Genomic DNA, 16,058 nt, shown 5'->3' with positions numbered 1-16,058 from the left:
GTCAGGCCGCCGCGGCGGCCTCCAGCCAGTTGGCGAACTCGCAGGCGAAGTGCCACTGGTGGCCGGTCGACAGCCCGGTCGGGGCCGCGGCCGGGAACTCGACGGTGAGCCGGATCCGCAGGCCCTGCGGGGAGTCGGCGAACTCGTGCATCACCCGCAGCACCTCGGAGCCGTCCGCCAGGTGGCCGGTGCCGCCGATCCGGACCGGGTACGCCGGGGTCGCCGGGGTGGGGCGGAAGCGGAGGAGGAAGCGGAGCGGTCCGTCGCCGACCGTCTCGATGATCTCGACCGTCCCGTCGGCCGAGTCGGCGAGGTAGTGCTCGGGGTTGGCGGCCAGCAGGGCGGCCCGGTCGGGGGCGTGCAGCCGGCCCTGCCACCAGGCGAGGAAGGTCGCGGCGTCGATGCCGGTGGCGGTCAGTTCGGTGACGGCCGCGCGCCACCGCCCGCCGGAGGCGTGCAGCCAGCCGGCCATCGCGGCGTCGGCCGCGGCGGTGTCGGGGGCGAGCAGTTCGCGGGTGCGGTCGTCGCCGAGGCGCTGCTTGAGCAGCCGCAGAGCGGCCCGGGCGCGGTCCAGCTCCCAGGCGAGGACGGCCGCGCGGTCGTGCCCGGTGCCGTCGATGTCGGTGTGGATGGCCGGCGATGAGGTGGTCGTCATGGCGTCGCTCCTCGGATGGGTGCCCCCGCTTAAGCGGAGAGATTTTCTCCGTCTGCCAGGACGGTAGCATAGAGGGAGAGAATCTCTCCGGTTAAGGGGCTGGTGATGAGAGCGGACGCGGAACGCAGTCGGCGCAGGATCCTGGAGGCCGCCTGCGAGGTCTTCCTGGAACGGGGCCCGGACGCTCCGCTGGACGCGGTCGTCCGCCGGGCCGGCGTCGGCCCGGGGACGCTCTACCGGCGCTTCCCCGACCGGGAGGCGCTGGTCGGGGCCCTGGTCGCCGATCTGCTCACCCGGCTCGCCGAGGCGGCCGACCGGGCCCGCGAGGCCGAGGCCGACTCGTACCGCGCGCTGCGCCGCTTCGTGCACGCCGCCGCCGACCTGCGGATGGGGGCGGCGATCGTGGTGCTGCTGGAACGCCTGGTGGTGGACGAGGAGCTGGTCGCCGCCCGGACCGGCGCGGTCGCGGCGGTCGAGGAGCTGCTGCGCGCGGCCCAGGAGGCGGGGCAGCTGCGCACGGATGTCGGGATGGGTGACCTGGTGCTGCTCTGCGTCCGGGTCTCCCGGCCGCTGCCGGGCGGTCTGGCCGTGCTCGACGCCGGGGGCGCGCTGGTCCACCGGCACCTGGACCTGGCGCTGGCCGGGCTGCGGCCGGGCGCGGGCGTCGAGGAGTCTGCGGAGGAGTCCGGTGGGGAGGCCGTCGGGAAGGCCGGTGGGCCGCTCACCTTCGACCAGGTGATCGCCGCCGCGGGACGACCGGGCGAGCCCGGTCCGGCAGAGTGAGCGGCGTGAACGACGAAGAACTGCTGCGCGCCTGGCGGGCCGGCGCCGAGGAACCGGGAACGGTGCTGCTGGACGGGTTCCACCCGTTGAAGCACGCACTGCGGTTCGGCGGCGCCGTCCGGCAGGTGCTGACCGCCGACCGGGCCGCGCTGCTGGCCCTCGCCGCCGAGCTGGCCCCGGACGTCTCCCCCGCGCTGGACGGGCTGGCCGCCGAGCTGCCGGAGAAGACGCTGCGGGGGCTCGCGCCCCGGCTCCACCCGACCGGCGTGATCGCGCTGGCCGCCCGGCCGACCGTCGAGGCGAACCGCGCCGCGCTGGACCGCCGGCCGCGGACGGCACCGGTCGTGCTGCTGGAGGACCCGCGCAACCTGGGCAACGTCGGCGCGGTGATCCGGCTGGCGGCCGGCTTCGGCGCGGCCGGGGTGGTGACCACCGGGGACCTCGACCCCTGGCACCCGGGCGTGCTCCGGGGCAGCGCGGGCCTGCACTTCGCCACCGCCGTCGAGCGGCTGACGCTCCCGGACCTGCCCGCGGGCCCGCTGTACGTGCTGGACCCGGAAGGTGCGGACATCCGGGAGACGGCCTTCCCGGACGACGCGGTGCTCGCCTTCGGCACCGAGCGGCACGGTGTCTCGGCGGGGCTGAAGGCGCGGGCCGACCGGCTGGTCGCGGTGCCGATGCGGCCCGGGGTCTCCAGCTTCAACCTGGCGACCAGCGTGGCGATGGGGCTCTTCCACTGGATGTCGGGGCGCCCGCCCGGTGTTCCCCTGCCGGACGGACGCGCGGTGTGAGCCGGGCCCCCCGGGGGCCGGACGGCCCCCGGTCGGACGGCTCCCGGGGCGGTCCCCGGGGCGGTCCCCGGTCGGGCGGTCCCTAGGAGAAGAGCCGCTTCCAGGTGTCCGGGCCGGGGTAGCCGTCGGCCTCGGCGCCGCGCCAGCCCAGGGACTCCTGGAAGGCCTGGACGTTTCGCCGGTCGGACTCCGTCCAGCGCGGGCCCGGACCCTGCGTGTAGTGGCGGCCGAACCCCTTGCGGACCAGTTGCTCGCCGAGCCGCCGGACGTTGTCGTTGGCGGCGCCCGGCCCGAAAGCGGACCGACCGGGGAAGGGCGGCGCTCCGGCGCCGGTGCCGGGGCCGACCGGCGGCGGCGGGAGCGGGGCGCCGCCGTCGATGTTCCGGCCCTTGGGGTTGACCAGGTAGTCCCAGGTGTCCTTGCCGGGGATGCCGTCGGCCTCGGCGCCGCGCCAGCCCTGGGCGAGCTGGAAGGCCTCGGTGGCCCGCCGGTCCGACTCGCTCCAGCGCGGCCCGGGGCCCGTGCCGTAGAACCGGGCGCCGCCGCGCTGCACCAGCATCTGGCCGAGCCTGGTGACGTACGCGTTGTCCGCGCCGGGGCCGAACTTGTCGGCACCCGGGAAGGCGGTCGAGGAGGAGCCGTCGCTGCTGCCGCCGCCGTTCGTTCCGCCGTTCGTTCCGCCGTCCGTTCCGCCGCCGTCGCCGCCGTGGGAGAGCGCCTTGTAGCGGTACGGGACGTACGAGCCGGAGTTGTTCCAGTAGGCGTACGGCGTGGACCGCTTGGTGGTGCCCGGCGAGGTCTGCTCGTACGCCAGGTAGCGGGTGCGGGTGGAGTCGGTCCAGCCGCCGAAGACGGTCACGTGCGAGCCGGCCTGCGGATTGGCGGGGTTGTTGTAGATCAGGACGTCGCCCGGCTGGAGGTCCGCCTTGGCGATCCGCTCGGCGACGTTCGGCAGCGTCCAGGTGGTCTGGCTGCTGCCCAGGCCCCAGGCCATCGAGACGAAGCCGGAGCAGTCCTGGCGGTAGCCGTCCGACCAGTACCGGCTCATGCTGTACGGGACCTTCTGGTCGACCCAGCGCTGCGCCCGTTCGATGATCTGCGCCCGGGTGACCGGCTGGGCGGCGCGCGGGGCGGAGAGCCCGCGGGCGGACGGGGAGTCGCCGTAGAGGCCGCTGACCTCGCCCTGCGGGGTCTTCGGCTGGGCGGTGGCGGAGCCGCCGGGGGTGGGCGTCGGGGCGGGTGCCGCGGCGGCGCCGGCCGCGCCGCCGCCGAGGGCCGTCCCGACGGCGGCCATCAGCACGGCGGCCCGGCGGCGGACGCTGCGGGCTGCGGCGTGGCCGCCCTCGTGCACCGGTGCGGCGTGCAGTCGGGCGCGGCGGCGGGCGCTGCAGCCCCCGCATATGCAGTCCGCGTCGGGCTCGATCTCGTCGAACTCCAGCAACGGGATCGGTCGGTCGGTGAGGGTCATGCTCCGCCTCTTTCTCCTGGTCGGACTGGTCACCGCTGACGGCGTGACAGGACGGTCCTTCCCAGGGCGACAGCGCGTGTTATCGGGACCAAAGTCCCAAATCGGGCACCTGGTCGGCGCGGTGGACTGCGCCGGTCGGGTGACGACCGTTCGGCGGCCCGGGCGTGGCGCGGGTGCGCGGGAGGCGGTAGTGACGGTGCCGACCTGGCGGGAGGTCAGCCGTCGGCGGGTCAGCCCGCGGATCGCGGGTTCGCCGGTGAGTACTCGGGATCGGTCCAGGTCAGCGGGGTGGCGTCGGCCAGTTCGAGGACGTCGGTGACGGTCAGGTCGATCACCCGCTCGGCACCCGGCAGACCGGCCCCGGCGGGGTCGGACCAGTCGGTCCGCGCCTCGCCGGTGACCAGCAGTGCCCCGCCGGTCTCCCAGTCCGGGATCAGCAGTCCGGCGCGCGGGTCGAGCTCCAGGTTGCCCAGGGTCATGAACATGCTGTTGCCCGCGTAGTCGGGCCAGCGCAGCCGGTCCGGTCCGAGCACCCTGAGGAAGCCCGGGTTGCCGCCCCGGTGCGAGGCGTCGACCCGGCCGTCCGGTCCGGCGGTGGCGACGAAGAAGGTGTCCGCGGTGGCTGCCAGCAGCTGCTGGGCGGTGCTGAGGGCGGGGCCGCCGGCCACCCTGCGAGGGGCGCCGGCCTCCGGGCGGTCCACCGGGCTGCGGCGCTGGATGTACTTCGGGCAGTTGGCGTAGACCTGGTCGGCGGTGATCACCAGGCCGCCCCGGCCGTCCGGCACGGAGCGGCCGTTCAGCCGCATCCGGCGCCGGGCGGCCGGGTCCAGCGCGACGGTGCCGACCTCGGCCGGGCCGGCCAGGGCACCCGCCAGCGGGTCGTCTCCGGACGGCCGGGCGGCCACCGTCAGGGTCCGCTCGTCGGCGGCCCGGAGGAACCCCGGGGCGCCGCTGAGCTGGGTGGCCCAGAGGCGGCCGTCGGCGTCGGCGGCGCCGACCACCAGCATCCGCCGCTCGGTCAGGAACCGGGCGGCCACGGCCGGGACGGTGCTGCCCACGGCGCGTCCGGAGTGGTCGGCCCGGTCCAGCCGGCCGGCCCGTGCCTGGGCGGCCCGTTCGCCGGGGTGGTAGGGCGTGTCCGTGGTCATGGTGTGCCTCCCGGTGCCCGTTCGGTCGAGTTCTAGAAGAAGCCGCAGGTCGGGGCGGACCCGGCGGGAGCCTCGGCGCCGGTCCCGTCGACGCCCTGCGGGGTGTAGATCTCCAGCCGGATGCCGTCCGGGTCGGTGAAGAAGATCCCTCCGGAGGCCGCGCCCTCGCCGTGCGGGACGACGCCGTCGTAGGCGAAGGCGGCGCCCAGTTCGCGCAGCAGCGCCTCGGCGGCACGGACCTCGTCCAGTGAGTCGACCTGGAAGGAGAGGTGGTGCAGGCCGGGGGCGGCGGGGGCGAAGGTGCCCGCGCTCTGCTGCCAGAGGGTGAGCACCGGGCGGCCGTCGCGGCCGAGGAAGGCGAAGCGCTGCTCGGGGCCGGTGCCCTCCTTGAGCAGCTCCAGGCCGAGCACGCGCCGGTAGAAGGCGGTCGAGCGGTCGAGGTCGGTGACGTTCAGACCCACGTGGCCGGTCTGCAGGGTGCTGCTGATGGTGCCGGACATGCCTGGTCACTCCCGTGGTCAGAGCGCCCCGGAGGGCGCGACTGGCTAACCGTTACTGACGACGTTAGTGGTTAGGTAGGGGACCGTCAACCGCTACTGCCCTATGAAGGGGTTAGGTGGGAGGGGCATGGCTCGTTCATGACAGAGGTGGGGAGGGGTGGAGCGGAGAGCCGGCGCCGGGCGGCGGAGGGGCTACTCCCACTCCCAGCGGATGCCGATGTGGCCCGGCTGCTGGTCGGGGGCGAGCACGTGGGCGCTGGCCGACGCGCCGATCCAGAGCTGCTCGCGGCGGCGGTCGACGTCCGCCCCGGGGTCGCGGTCGTACCGCTCGCAGTGGGCCGGGACCCGCGTCGGGTCGAAGTGCACCTGGAGCACGTACTCGCGCACCGGGGTGGCGAAGCGGCGGCTGTACTCCAGCGTCTCGGCGCCGCCGGACGGGATCTCCACCTCGTACTCGAAGACGGTGCTGTCGCCGAGCCCCAGCGGCCGGTCCAGCATCAGCTCGCCGACGATCAGGCCGGCGTCGGGGCGTCGCCGGACCCGGCCGAGCCGGCCGTGCCGGACCCCGGTGATCTCCGGACAGCCGGTGGCCTCCTCGTCGGCCTTGTGCACGACCAGGCAGCGGGTCACGCCGGCCACCGTCGCCCGGACCACCTGCCGCATCCTCAGCAGGTTGCCGCGCCGGTCGGCGTCCACGTAGTACGAGTCGTGGATCGACAGCCGCTCCAGCTCGCCGGCCGGCGGCGCGTCCAGTTCGGCGAAGACGTCGGCGATCTCCTGCTCCCCCGGCCAGACGTCCTCCAGCCGCAGGTGGCTGGCGTTGGCGTTGGCGGCCCAGCGCCCGCGCGGGCGGGGCGGGCCGAGCAGCGAGGAGAGCGTGGAGTGCGGGAGGCCGAGCAGTTCCTCCAGCAGGTGCACCGCGCGCAGCGAACTGGCCCGCTCGGGCTGGCTGCGACCGCGCCGCCAGTAACTGAGCGTCGTGACGCTGACCCTGACGCCGCGTTGGGCGAGGGCCGCCCGGATCCGGTCCAGGCTGAGGCCGCTGGCCTCGATCGCGAGGTGCAGGGTGTCGGCGAAACCGCCGGTCGGGCTCGGGCGTCCGGCGGACGCGGTGGCGGGCGGTTGGAGGGCAGGCTGAGGGGGCACGGCGGCGGGCACGTCGGGGCGTGGCCCGACCTGTCTCAGCCGTGCGTCCTGGGGGTTCTGTGAGGCCATGCGGTTACTCTCCCCACCGAGCGGGTGCGGCAGAGCCGGATCGGCGCGGGAGTGCGCCGTCAACGGCCTCGCCGAGCTGTGGGGAACCCTATGCACGGTCGAGAGGCTACGTCATCAGTCCTGCGTATGACAGTGGTCACGAGCGGGCGAGCGGAGGGTTGACGATCGCGGAACGGAGCGGAAACAGACCTTCCGGTCCGGTCGGTCGGGGCCGGTCCGGGGCACGGGAACGGGTCCCGGCGGAGCGGCGAGGGCGGGCCCCGACGGACCGCCCCGACGGAGCGCCCCGACGGAGCGCCCCGACGTAGACTCGTGGACCGGGCGAGAGCGAGGGAGTGCCGATGACGGAGCGGACAGCAGACCCGCGGGACCCGCGACCGCTGCTCGGTGAGCCGCTGGCGCTCGACCTGCTGAACACCCGGTGGGCCGGGACCCCGGTCAACGACCTGCTCGGCGAACCGGACGGCTACGCGATCTGGCTCTCCTCGGCCGGGCTGGCCGGGCGTTGTGCGGCCGACGGGGCCGGGCTGGCGGCCGTCCGGGAGGCGCGGGAGGCGCTGGCGGCGGCGGTCCGGGACCTGAACGGGGGCGGCGCCGTGGGGCCGGTGGCCCTGGCCGGACTGGACGCGGTGCTGCGGCACGGCCGGGTCCGGCGGGAGGCCTCGGCGACGGGGGCGCGGGACCGGGTCGAGGTGGACGCGCCGGAGTGGCTGGCGGCCTGGCTCGCGGTCGACGACTTCCTGGTGCTGCTCGGCCAGGGGCCGCAGCGGGTCAAGAAGTGCGCCCACGAGGCGTGCATCCTGCACTTCTTCGACACCTCGCAGAACGGCCGGCGGCGCTGGTGCCGGATGGCGGTGTGCGGGAACCGGGCGAAGGCGGCGCGGCACTACGAGAAGGTGCACCAGTAGGCGAAGGTGCCGTCCGTCCGCGGCAGTGCCCGTCCGCGGCCGTGCGGGACAGGGGCGGAACAAGGGCGGGGCGGGGCCGGACGGCGGAGGCGGGTGCCGGCCGACCCGGCGCCCGCCTCCGGGGCCGGGTCAGCCGGCCGGGGTGCCGAGCCAGTCGGTGAGGGCGGCGCGGAGCTCGCCGAGGCCCGGGTCGACGGAGGCCCAGGCGGCGTAGCCGTCCGGGCGGATCAGCAGGACGGTGTCGCGCAGCTTGCCGTGCGGGTCGGCCGGGGCGGCGGTGATGACCCGGTCCGCCCACGGCTCGGCGACGGACAGCTCGTCGTTGCTGACCAGCACGAACTTCCCCGCCCGGAGCGCCTCGTAGAGCCGGTCCGGGGCGGCCGGACCACCCTCGCGCGGCGGTTCGAGACCGGTCAGCCGCAGGTCCGGGACGCGCTTGCCGACCAGCGGGTGGGCGTCCTTGGGCGCCGGGTAGGCGATGCCGATGCCGGAGACGGTGCGGGCGCCGCGCTCCGCGACCACGTCGAGGTGGTCGGCGAGCGAGGCCAGCGCGCCGCGCAGGGCCCGGGTGGCCGCGGACTGGGCGAGGGCGAGCCTGATCAGCGCACCGGACGTGCGCAGCACCGCCTTGCCGACCGGGTGCCGCTCGGTCTGGTAGGTGTCGAGCAGCGCGTCGGTGGCCTGGCCCCGGACGGCGGCGGCGAGCTTCCAGGAGAGGTTGGCGGCGTCCTGGATCCCGGTGTTCATGCCCTGGCCGCCGGCCGGCGAGTGGCAGTGGGCCGCGTCACCGGCGAGGAAGACCCGCCCGGAGCGGTAGTTGGGGACCTGCCGTTCGTCGCTGTGGAAGGTGGAGCTCCAGCGGGCGTCGTGCAGGCCGTAGTCCTCGCCGAACGCGCCGAGGGCGACGGCGGCGATCCGGTCGAGTGACGGCGGGGTGCCGTCGGGGTGCTCCTCGGTGCGGTCCCAGGCGATGATCCGGTACCAGCCGTCGCCGAACGGCACCAGGAAGGCGAAGCCGTGCTCGTTCGCGCCGACGGTGACCGCCTCGTCGGGTTCGCGTTCCAGCCGGACGTCCGCCAGCAGGACGGAGTTGACCACGGACTCGCCGGGGAAGGGGATGCCGAGCAGGTCGCGGACGGTGGAGTGGACGCCGTCGGCGCCGACCGCGTAGCGGGCCCGGTGGGTGGTGACGGCGCCGTTCTCCAGCGTCTCGACGGTCACGCCCTCGGCGTCCTGGCGCAGGCCGACCACCTCGGCCCCGCGCAGGACGGTCGCGCCGGCCTTGACCGCCCGGTCGTGCAGCAGCTGTTCGGTCCGGTACTGCGGGGTGATCAGGACGAACGGGAAGCGGCTGGGGAGTTCGCCGAGGTCGACCCGGAACTTGTTGAAGATCTTCAGCGAGGTGAGCGGACGGCCCGTGGCGATGAGGTCGTCGGCGAGGCCGCGGGCGTCGAGGAGTTCGAGGGTCCGGGCGTGCACGGCGAACGCCCGGGTGAGGTTGGACTCGGTGCTGCGCCTCTCCAGCACGGTGACCTTGATCCCGGCGGTGGCGAGGTCCCCGGCCAACAGCAGGCCGGTCGGTCCGGCGCCGACGATCAGGACGTCGGTGACGGTCTGCTTCTCGGTCATGTGTCAGCTCCCGGTGATCGGACAGAGGTTGGACGCCGCGTTCGGCGCGCTTCCGACCTCCATCATCGCGGTCCCGGGGCGGAGCTGTGAATTCTCCGGGCCCCGGAGACGTCAGGGGCCCGGGGGCGGCGCCCACCGTGCCCGGGCCCGGCCCACGTCGGTACCGGCCCGCTCCGCCCCGAACGTCGGGACCGGAGCGGGCCGGTGGCGGGCGAGGTCGCGGTCAGCCGTGGCGGCGGATCTCCACGGTGCGGAACCGCTTGGCGACGAACGCGCCGTCGCAGTAGGCGGAGTTGGCGGCCGGGTTGGCGCCGGTGCCGTGCAGGTCGGAGAAGGCGGCGGTCTGGTTGGCGTACACACCGCCGGTGAGGTTGAGCGAGAGCGAGACGCCGGAGTCGAGCGCGGCCTCGACCAGGGCGGCCTCGACCTCGGGCGAGGTGGTGTAGCCGGCCGCGGTCATCGCGCCCTGGGTGCGGACCGTGTCGCGGAGCAACTCGACGGCGGCGGCGGTGTCCTCGACGGCGACGGCGAACGAGACCGGGCCGAAGCACTCGGTGCGGAAGACCGTCCGGTCGTCCGGCTTGTCGGCGTCGAGCTTGACCAGCGCAGGGGTGCGGACGGTGGCGCCGGGGAACTCCGGCGACTCGACCACGCGCGGGGCGAGTGCGAGCTCGCCGTACTCGCCGCCGGCCGCGGCCACCGTGCGCCGGAGCACGGCGGGGTTGACCACGGCGCCGAGGACGGCGGCGGCGCGGGCGTCGTCGGAGAGCAGGCCCTCGATGGCGGAGGCGAGGTCGGCGACCACCTCGTCGTAGGACTTGGCCCCCTGGTCGGTCCCGATGCCGGTCCGGGGGATCAGCAGGTTCTGCGGGGTGGTGCACATCTGGCCGCTGTAGAGCGAGAGGGAGAACGCCAGGTTGCCCAGCATCCCCTTGTAGTCGTCGGTGGAGTCGACGACCACGGTGTTCACGCCGGCCTTCTCCGTGTAGACCTCGGCCTGCCGGGCGTGCTCCTCCAGCCAGTCGCCGAAGGCCGTGGAGCCGGTGTAGTCGATCAGCTTGATCTCGGGGCGGACGGCGAGCGTCTGGGCGATCGTGCCGCCCTCGTGCTCGACGGCCAGGCAGACCAGACCGGCGTCGAAGCCGGCCTCGGTGAGGACCTCGCGGGCGGTCCTGACGGTCAGGGCCAGCGGGAGGACGGCGCGCGGGTGCGGCTTGACCAGCACCGGGTTGCCGGTGGCGAGGGAGGCGAAGAGGCCGGGGTAGCCGTTCCAGGTGGGGAAGGTGTTGCAGCCGATCAGCAGCGCCAGACCGCGCGGGACGACGGTGAACTCCTTGGTCATCACCAGCGGGTCGCGCTTGCCCTGCGGCTTGGTCCAGCCGGCGCTCTCCGGCAGCCGGGTCTGCTCGGCGTACGCGTAGGCGACCGCCTCCAGACCGCGGTCCTGGGCGTGCGGGCCGCCGGCCTGGAAGGCCATGGCGTACGCCTGGCCGGTGGTGTGCATCACGGCGTTGGCGAACTCGTGCGAGCGGGCGTTGATCCGGGCCAGGATCTCCAGGCAGACGGCGGCCCGGGCGCGCGGGCCGGCGGCGGCCCAGGCCGGGCGGGCCGCGCTCAGTGCGGCGATCAGCGCGTCGGGCTCGGCGTGCGGGTAGCCGATGCCCAGCTCGACGCCGTACGGGGAGGCCTCGCCGCCGACCAGGTCGCCGTCGGCGGGGTGGCCGGGCAGCTCGAACGGCCGGTTGAGCAGCGCCTCGAAGGCGGCCTTGCCGTCCGCGGCGGCGCTCTCGCCGTAGGCCTTCGGGAACTCGGGGTAGGGCGACCAGTAGTCGCGCTTCGCGGCGGCGGCGAGTGCGGCGTCCAGGGTGGCCTGGTGGCGTTCGACGAGCTCGGTGACGACGGGGTGGGTGACCGCTGCGGACATCGTGTGCGCTCCTCAGAGGGGAGGACGGGACACGTCACAGAGTAACCGAACGATCGGTCGGCTCAAGGGGGTGGGCGGAACCGGGTGCGGAAACGCGAGAGGGCGCGTCCGGAGCGGACGCGCCCTCTCGGCCGGAGGACGGACGGTCGGGGACCGCCCGGGTGCTGCGGGCCGGCCTACGGGATGCCCAGCTCGAAGATCACGTACCCGCCGTACCAGCCGGAGGCGATCGCGCCGGTACCGAGCAGCCCGGCCAGCACCGGCCAGCTCAGCTTCCGCATCGCCACGGCGAACGCGATGAGCAGCGGGAAGGCCGGCAGCAGGTAGCGCGAGGTGTTGCCGAAGATGCCCAGGCTGCCGAGCACCGAGACGATGGTGGCCAGGGTGTACGCGGTCAGCACCAGCGGCGGGCGGAGCCGCACCAGCAGCACGATCAGCGCGGGCAGCGAGAGCACGATCAGCGTCGCCAGCATGTCGGCCGTGTGGTAGGCGAACGGGTAGTCGTTGCGGCCCAGCAGCACCCCGCGGACGGCGTTCCAGGTGCCCTGGCCCCAGTCGAAGTAGTGCAGCCAGGCGTCCCGCTGGAGCGTGAAGTAGCCGCCCCAGTCGCCCATCCGCCAGCCGACCCAGCCGACGTAGCCGAGCAGCCCGATCGGGGCCAGCAGCATCGCGGCCAGCGGGCGCAGCACGCCGCTGTCCCGCCGGTACAGCTCGACCAGCGCGGCCAGGCCGACCGCGCCGATCAGTGCCGCCGAGGTCGGCCGGTTGAGGCCGGCGATCAGGGTGAGCACGCCGGCGGCGATCCACTGCTTGGTCATCACGCAGTAGCAGGACCAGGCGGCCAGCGCGATGAACAGGGAGTCCGAGTAAAGCGCCCACTCGGCGCCCGAGCCCGGGGCGATCGCCCAGAGCCCGGCCGCGATCACACCGGCCCGCGGCCCGGCGAGCTTGTCGACCACCGCGTAGATGCCGGCCGCCGCGAACAGTGACGCCACCACCGAGACCAGCATCCCGGCGCCGTACAGGCCGAGGCCGGTGCCGTCCGAGATCAGCCGCATCAGCCCCGGGTAGAGCGGGAAGAACGCGGCCGAGTTCTGCTCGACGGTGAACCCCGGCGTGCCGTTCGGGACGGCCACCAGCGCCGGGTGGTAGCCGAACTGGGCGACCTGCTGGTACCACCAGCCGTCCCAGCTGGCCAGCACGTCCCAGGGGTTGGCGCCCCCGCCGAACCGGGCGTGCTTCTCCAGGTAGTCCCCGGAGAAGGAGAGCAGCTTCATGAAGACGGTGAAGCCGACCAGCTTCAGGACGGCGTAGCACCAGACGGCCGGGCCGAAGCGGAGGACCAGCTCGCGGGCGCGCTCGCGCCAGTCGGTGCCGGGCTCGGTCACCGACTCGTCGCTGCGCTGCTCAGGCACGTCGGAGGCGACCGCCGGTATTGCGCTCATCAGACTGGACCCCACCCTGCTCGGCCGTGGACGGATCGTCCGCCGAGTCTAGGGCGTGGTCCTGTCCTTTGGTGTGGACCAGGCCACCCGGGCGCACCCGGGACGGGCCGGGCGGGGATACTCGGGGGATGGCCGATCACACCACGCGCACCGCCTACACCGTGGAGTCCCTGCTCGCGGTGACCGTCGACGTCTTCAACGAGCGCGGCTACGACGGCACGTCGATGGAGGACCTGTCGCGTGCGGCCGGCATCTCCAAGTCGTCGATCTACCACCACGTGCGGGGCAAGGAGGAGCTGCTCCGGCTGGCGGTCGGGCGGGCGCTGGACGGGCTGTCCGCGATCCTGGCGGAGCCGGCCGCGGTGGAGGGGCCGGCGGTCGAGCGCCTGGAGCACGTGGTGCGGCGGACCGCCGAGGTGCTGCTGGAGGAGCTGCCGTACGTCACCCTGCTGCTCCGGGTGCGCGGCAACACGGCCACCGAGCAGTGGGCGCTGGAGCGGCGCCGGGAGTTCGACCACCAGGTGGCCGAGCTGCTGAGGGCCGCCGTCGCGGACGGCGCGCTGCGGGCGGACGTCGAGCCGCGGCTGGCCACCCGGCTGCTGTTCGGCATGATCAACTCGATCGTGGAGTGGTACCGGCCCGGCCTCAAGGGGGCCGACGGGGTCGCGGACGTCGTCGTCCACCTGGCCTTCGACGGCCTGCGCGCCCGCGGCTGAGCCGTACGGCACCTCCGGTCCGGGGGCCGGGGGCACCTCCCCGCCCGTGGCCGGGGGGCGCCGGTCAGAGCGGCGGTACCTGGTCGGTCTCCTCGAAGACCAGCATGGTGCGGGTGCCGAGCACCTGCGGGATGGACTGGATGCGGTTGAGCACCAGCTCCCGCAGGGCGTGGTTGTCGTCGGTGTGGACCAGCAGCAGCACGTCGAAGTCGCCGCCGACCAGGGCGATGTGCGCGACCCCCGGAAGCGCCAGCAACTGCTCGCGGACCGTGCGCCAGGAGTTCTGCACGATTTTCAGGGTGATGTACGCGGACGCGCCCTGACCTGCGCGTTCGTGGTCGACGCGGGCCGTGAAGCCGCGAATGACGCCGTCCTCGACCATCCTGGAGATCCGGGCGTAGGCATTGGCCCGGGACACGTGCACCCGCTCGGCCACCGAGCGGATCGAGGCGCGACCGTCCTGCTGCAGCAGCCGCAGGATCGCCCGGTCGACCCGGTCGAGTCTGGACGTCTGTTCAGCCGACATGACCCCCCACCCTCAATGATTGGACGCACTGCCACCAGTCGACCGCCACCCGGGCCGATTGTCCACCACCTTGTCACGCTTCTGGTCAAGATGAACAGACGACCGAACAATCGGTAGGGAGCCCCCGCCACCCCTGGAGGTGCCCCGAGATGACCGTTCTCGACCACAGACACCACACGGCGTTGCCCGGCTGGCTGCCCGGGGCCACCGCCCCCCGCACCGACCCGGCCCCGCTCCTCCCGGACCCCTCTCCCGTCCGCGTGCTCGGAACGCCCGCGCTGGAGAAGCACGACCCCGCGCTGCTCCGCGAGCTGTACCGCCGCCTGGTGGTCGGCCGCCGCTACAACCAGCAGGCCACCACCCTCACCAAACAGGGCCGGCTGGCCGTCTACCCGGCCTCCACCGGCCAGGAGGCCTGCCAGGTCGCCGCCGCGCTGGCGCTCGGCGAGCAGGACTGGCTGTTCCCCAGCTACCGGGACACCCTCGCGGTGGTCTCCCGCGGCATCGATCCGCTGGAGGCGCTCACCCTGCTGCGCGGCAACGCCCACACCGGCTACGACCCGCGGGCCGGCCGCACCGCGCCGCTCTGCACGCCGCTCGCCACCCAGGCCCCGCACGCCGTCGGGCTGGCGCACGCCGCACGGCTGAGCGGCGACCCGGTGGTCGCGCTGGCGCTGCTCGGCGACGGCGGCACCAGCGAGGGCGACTTCCACGAGGCGCTCAACTTCGCCGCCGTGCTGCAGGCCCCGGTGGTCTTCCTGGTCCAGAACAACGGCTACGCGATCTCCGTGCCGCTCAGCGCCCAGTCCGCCGCCCCGAGCCTGGCCCACAAGGCCGTCGGCTACGGGATGCCCGGCCGGCTGGTCGACGGCAACGACGCACCGGCCGTGTACGGCGTGCTCTCCGAGGCGGTCGAGCGGGCCCGCACCGGCGGCGGACCGACCCTGGTCGAGGCGCTCACCTACCGGGTCGAGGCGCACACCAACGCCGACGACGCCACCCGGTACCGGAACGAGGCCGAGGTCGCCGCCTGGCGGGAGCACGACCCGATCCTGCTGATGGAGCGCTCCCTGCGGGAGCTCGGGGTGCTGGACGACGCCCTGGTGCAGCAGGCGGCCGAGGAGGCGGAGACGCTGGCGGCCCGGATGCGCGCCGAGTTCCACACCGACCCGGAGCTGGACCCGATGTCCCTGTTCACCCACGTCTACGCCGAGCCGACCCCGCAACTGCGCGAGCAGGCGGCGCAGCTGGCCGAGGAGCTGGCCGCCGAGGCCGAGGTGCAGCACTGATGACCTCCCACCTGTCGTCCACCCCCACCCTGGGCGGCGCCGCGGCGCGGCGACCCGCCGGTGTCCCCGACCGCACCACCGGCGTCCGCACCGCGAGCATGGCGCAGGCGCTCAACTCCGCGCTGCGCGACGCCATGCGCGAGGACCCGGCCGTCCACGTGCTCGGCGAGGACGTCGGCGCGCTCGGCGGCGTCTTCCGGATCACCGACGGGCTGGCCGCCGAGTTCGGCCGGGACCGGTGCCTGGACACCCCGCTGGCCGAGGCGGGCATCCTCGGCACCGCCGTCGGCATGGCCATGTACGGGCTGCGCCCGGTGGTCGAGATGCAGTTCGACGCCTTCGCCTACCCGGCGCTGGAGCAGCTGTTCTCGCACGTCGCCAAGATGCGCAACCGCACCGCCGGCCGGCTGCCGCTGCCGATCACCGTCCGGATCCCGTTCGGCGGCGGCATCGGGGGCGTCGAGCACCACAGCGACGCCTCCGAGGCGTACTACGCCGCGACCCCGGGGCTGCACGTGGTCACCCCGGCGACCGTGGCCGACGCGTACGGGCTGCTGCGGGCGTCGATCGCGTCGGACGACCCGGTGGTCTTCCTGGAACCCAAGCGGATGTACTGGGGGAAGGACGGGTTCGACCCGGCCGCTCCGGTCGAGCCGCTCGGGCGGGCCGTCCTGCGGCGCACCGGGACCTCCGCCGTGCTGATCACCTACGGGCCCTCGCTGCCGGTCTGCCTGGAGGCGGCCGAGGTGGCGAGGTCCGAGGGCCGGGACCTCGCGGTGCTCGACCTGCGCACCCTGGTGCCGTTCGACGACGAGACGGTCTGCCGGGTGGTGCGCTCGATCGGCCGGGCCGTGGTGGTGCACGAGGCCGGCGGCTTCGGCGGGACGGGCGCGGAGATCGCCGCCCGGGTCACCGAGCGCTGCTTCCACCACCTGGCCGCACCGGTGCTGCGGGTCACCGGCTTCGACGTCCCGTACCCGCCGCCGATGCTGGAGCACCACCACCTGCCCGGGGTGGACCGGATCCTGGACGCGGTCGCCCGGCTGCAGTGGGAGGACTGA

15 protein-coding genes are annotated in these 16,058 nt (G+C 74.5%); 6 read left to right on the top strand and 9 right to left on the bottom strand.

Features of this window, described 5'->3' with window-relative positions:
- Window position 1: 1 nt before the first annotated feature.
- The gene (locus ACFWIC_RS14235) at window positions 2-655 is read right to left on the bottom strand and encodes a hypothetical protein (protein ID WP_329884774.1); all 654 of its coding nucleotides are present in this window, start codon (window positions 653-655) and stop codon (window positions 2-4) included.
- 105 nt (window positions 656-760) lie between these two features.
- On the opposite strand from ACFWIC_RS14235, the gene ACFWIC_RS14230 reads away from it, so the two are divergent.
- A complete protein-coding gene (locus ACFWIC_RS14230) occupies window positions 761-1,438 on the top strand; it encodes a TetR family transcriptional regulator (protein WP_380518475.1) in 678 nt (225 codons plus the stop codon).
- A 5-nt stretch (window positions 1,439-1,443) separates the two neighbouring features.
- Entirely contained in the window at window positions 1,444-2,229 is a 786-nt protein-coding gene (locus ACFWIC_RS14225) for a TrmH family RNA methyltransferase (RefSeq protein WP_329884772.1), read from the top strand.
- Between the two features lie 82 nt (window positions 2,230-2,311).
- Here the strand turns inward: ACFWIC_RS14225 and ACFWIC_RS14220 are convergent, their stop codons facing one another.
- From ACFWIC_RS14220 to ACFWIC_RS14205, 4 genes are all read right to left on the bottom strand, one after another.
- Window positions 2,312-3,697, bottom strand: coding sequence for a peptidoglycan-binding protein (locus tag ACFWIC_RS14220; RefSeq protein ID WP_380518472.1), 1,386 nt, complete (start codon window positions 3,695-3,697; stop codon window positions 2,312-2,314).
- Window positions 3,698-3,927: 230 nt separating this feature from the next.
- A complete protein-coding gene (locus ACFWIC_RS14215; protein ID WP_380518469.1) occupies window positions 3,928-4,845 on the bottom strand; it encodes a pyridoxamine 5'-phosphate oxidase family protein in 918 nt (305 codons plus the stop codon).
- A gap of 32 nt (window positions 4,846-4,877) precedes the next feature.
- On the bottom strand, window positions 4,878-5,345 hold the full coding sequence (locus ACFWIC_RS14210) for a VOC family protein (RefSeq protein WP_380518466.1): 468 nt from the start codon (window positions 5,343-5,345) through the stop codon (window positions 4,878-4,880).
- A 192-nt stretch (window positions 5,346-5,537) separates the two neighbouring features.
- Window positions 5,538-6,560 carry a hypothetical protein gene (locus tag ACFWIC_RS14205; RefSeq protein ID WP_329884768.1) on the bottom strand — a complete coding sequence of 341 codons (1,023 nt, stop codon included), beginning with the start codon at window positions 6,558-6,560 and terminating at the stop codon, window positions 5,538-5,540.
- A gap of 341 nt (window positions 6,561-6,901) precedes the next feature.
- On the opposite strand from ACFWIC_RS14205, the gene ACFWIC_RS14200 reads away from it, so the two are divergent.
- Window positions 6,902-7,468 carry a CGNR zinc finger domain-containing protein gene (locus ACFWIC_RS14200; protein ID WP_380518463.1) on the top strand — a complete coding sequence of 189 codons (567 nt, stop codon included), beginning with the start codon at window positions 6,902-6,904 and terminating at the stop codon, window positions 7,466-7,468.
- Window positions 7,469-7,597: 129 nt separating this feature from the next.
- Here the strand turns inward: ACFWIC_RS14200 and ACFWIC_RS14195 are convergent, their stop codons facing one another.
- The 3 genes from ACFWIC_RS14195 to ACFWIC_RS14185 form a co-directional block, all read right to left on the bottom strand.
- A complete protein-coding gene (locus tag ACFWIC_RS14195; protein WP_329884766.1) occupies window positions 7,598-9,097 on the bottom strand; it encodes an FAD-dependent monooxygenase in 1,500 nt (499 codons plus the stop codon).
- 223 nt (window positions 9,098-9,320) lie between these two features.
- Window positions 9,321-11,021: a phenylacetic acid degradation protein PaaN gene (gene paaN / locus ACFWIC_RS14190; RefSeq protein WP_329949629.1), complete on the bottom strand. Its 1,701-nt coding sequence runs from the start codon at window positions 11,019-11,021 to the stop codon at window positions 9,321-9,323.
- A gap of 176 nt (window positions 11,022-11,197) precedes the next feature.
- A complete protein-coding gene (locus ACFWIC_RS14185; protein WP_355398928.1) occupies window positions 11,198-12,466 on the bottom strand; it encodes a hypothetical protein in 1,269 nt (422 codons plus the stop codon).
- A gap of 128 nt (window positions 12,467-12,594) precedes the next feature.
- Between ACFWIC_RS14185 and ACFWIC_RS14180 the strand changes: the two genes are divergently transcribed.
- Window positions 12,595-13,182 (top strand): TetR/AcrR family transcriptional regulator, encoded by a 588-nt coding sequence (locus ACFWIC_RS14180; protein ID WP_329884763.1) that lies wholly within the window; start codon window positions 12,595-12,597, stop codon window positions 13,180-13,182.
- Between the two features lie 64 nt (window positions 13,183-13,246).
- Here ACFWIC_RS14180 and ACFWIC_RS14175 read toward each other — a convergent pair whose 3' ends face one another.
- Complete coding sequence (locus ACFWIC_RS14175) at window positions 13,247-13,708, bottom strand: Lrp/AsnC family transcriptional regulator (RefSeq protein WP_329884762.1); 462 nt, start codon at window positions 13,706-13,708, stop codon at window positions 13,247-13,249.
- 149 nt (window positions 13,709-13,857) lie between these two features.
- On the opposite strand from ACFWIC_RS14175, the gene pdhA reads away from it, so the two are divergent.
- Together pdhA and ACFWIC_RS14165 are read left to right on the top strand one after the other, a co-directional pair.
- Window positions 13,858-14,997 (top strand): pyruvate dehydrogenase (acetyl-transferring) E1 component subunit alpha, encoded by a 1,140-nt coding sequence (pdhA, locus tag ACFWIC_RS14170; protein WP_329884761.1) that lies wholly within the window; start codon window positions 13,858-13,860, stop codon window positions 14,995-14,997.
- A 98-nt stretch (window positions 14,998-15,095) separates the two neighbouring features.
- Complete coding sequence (locus tag ACFWIC_RS14165; protein WP_329884996.1) at window positions 15,096-16,058, top strand: alpha-ketoacid dehydrogenase subunit beta; 963 nt, start codon at window positions 15,096-15,098, stop codon at window positions 16,056-16,058.

The sequence above is a fragment of the Kitasatospora sp. NPDC127035 genome, assembly GCF_042726075.1.
Lineage (GTDB): Bacteria > Actinomycetota > Actinomycetes > Streptomycetales > Streptomycetaceae > Kitasatospora.
Note: the sequence above shows the minus strand (reverse complement) of the source record. Positions and strands in the feature narration are given on the sequence as shown.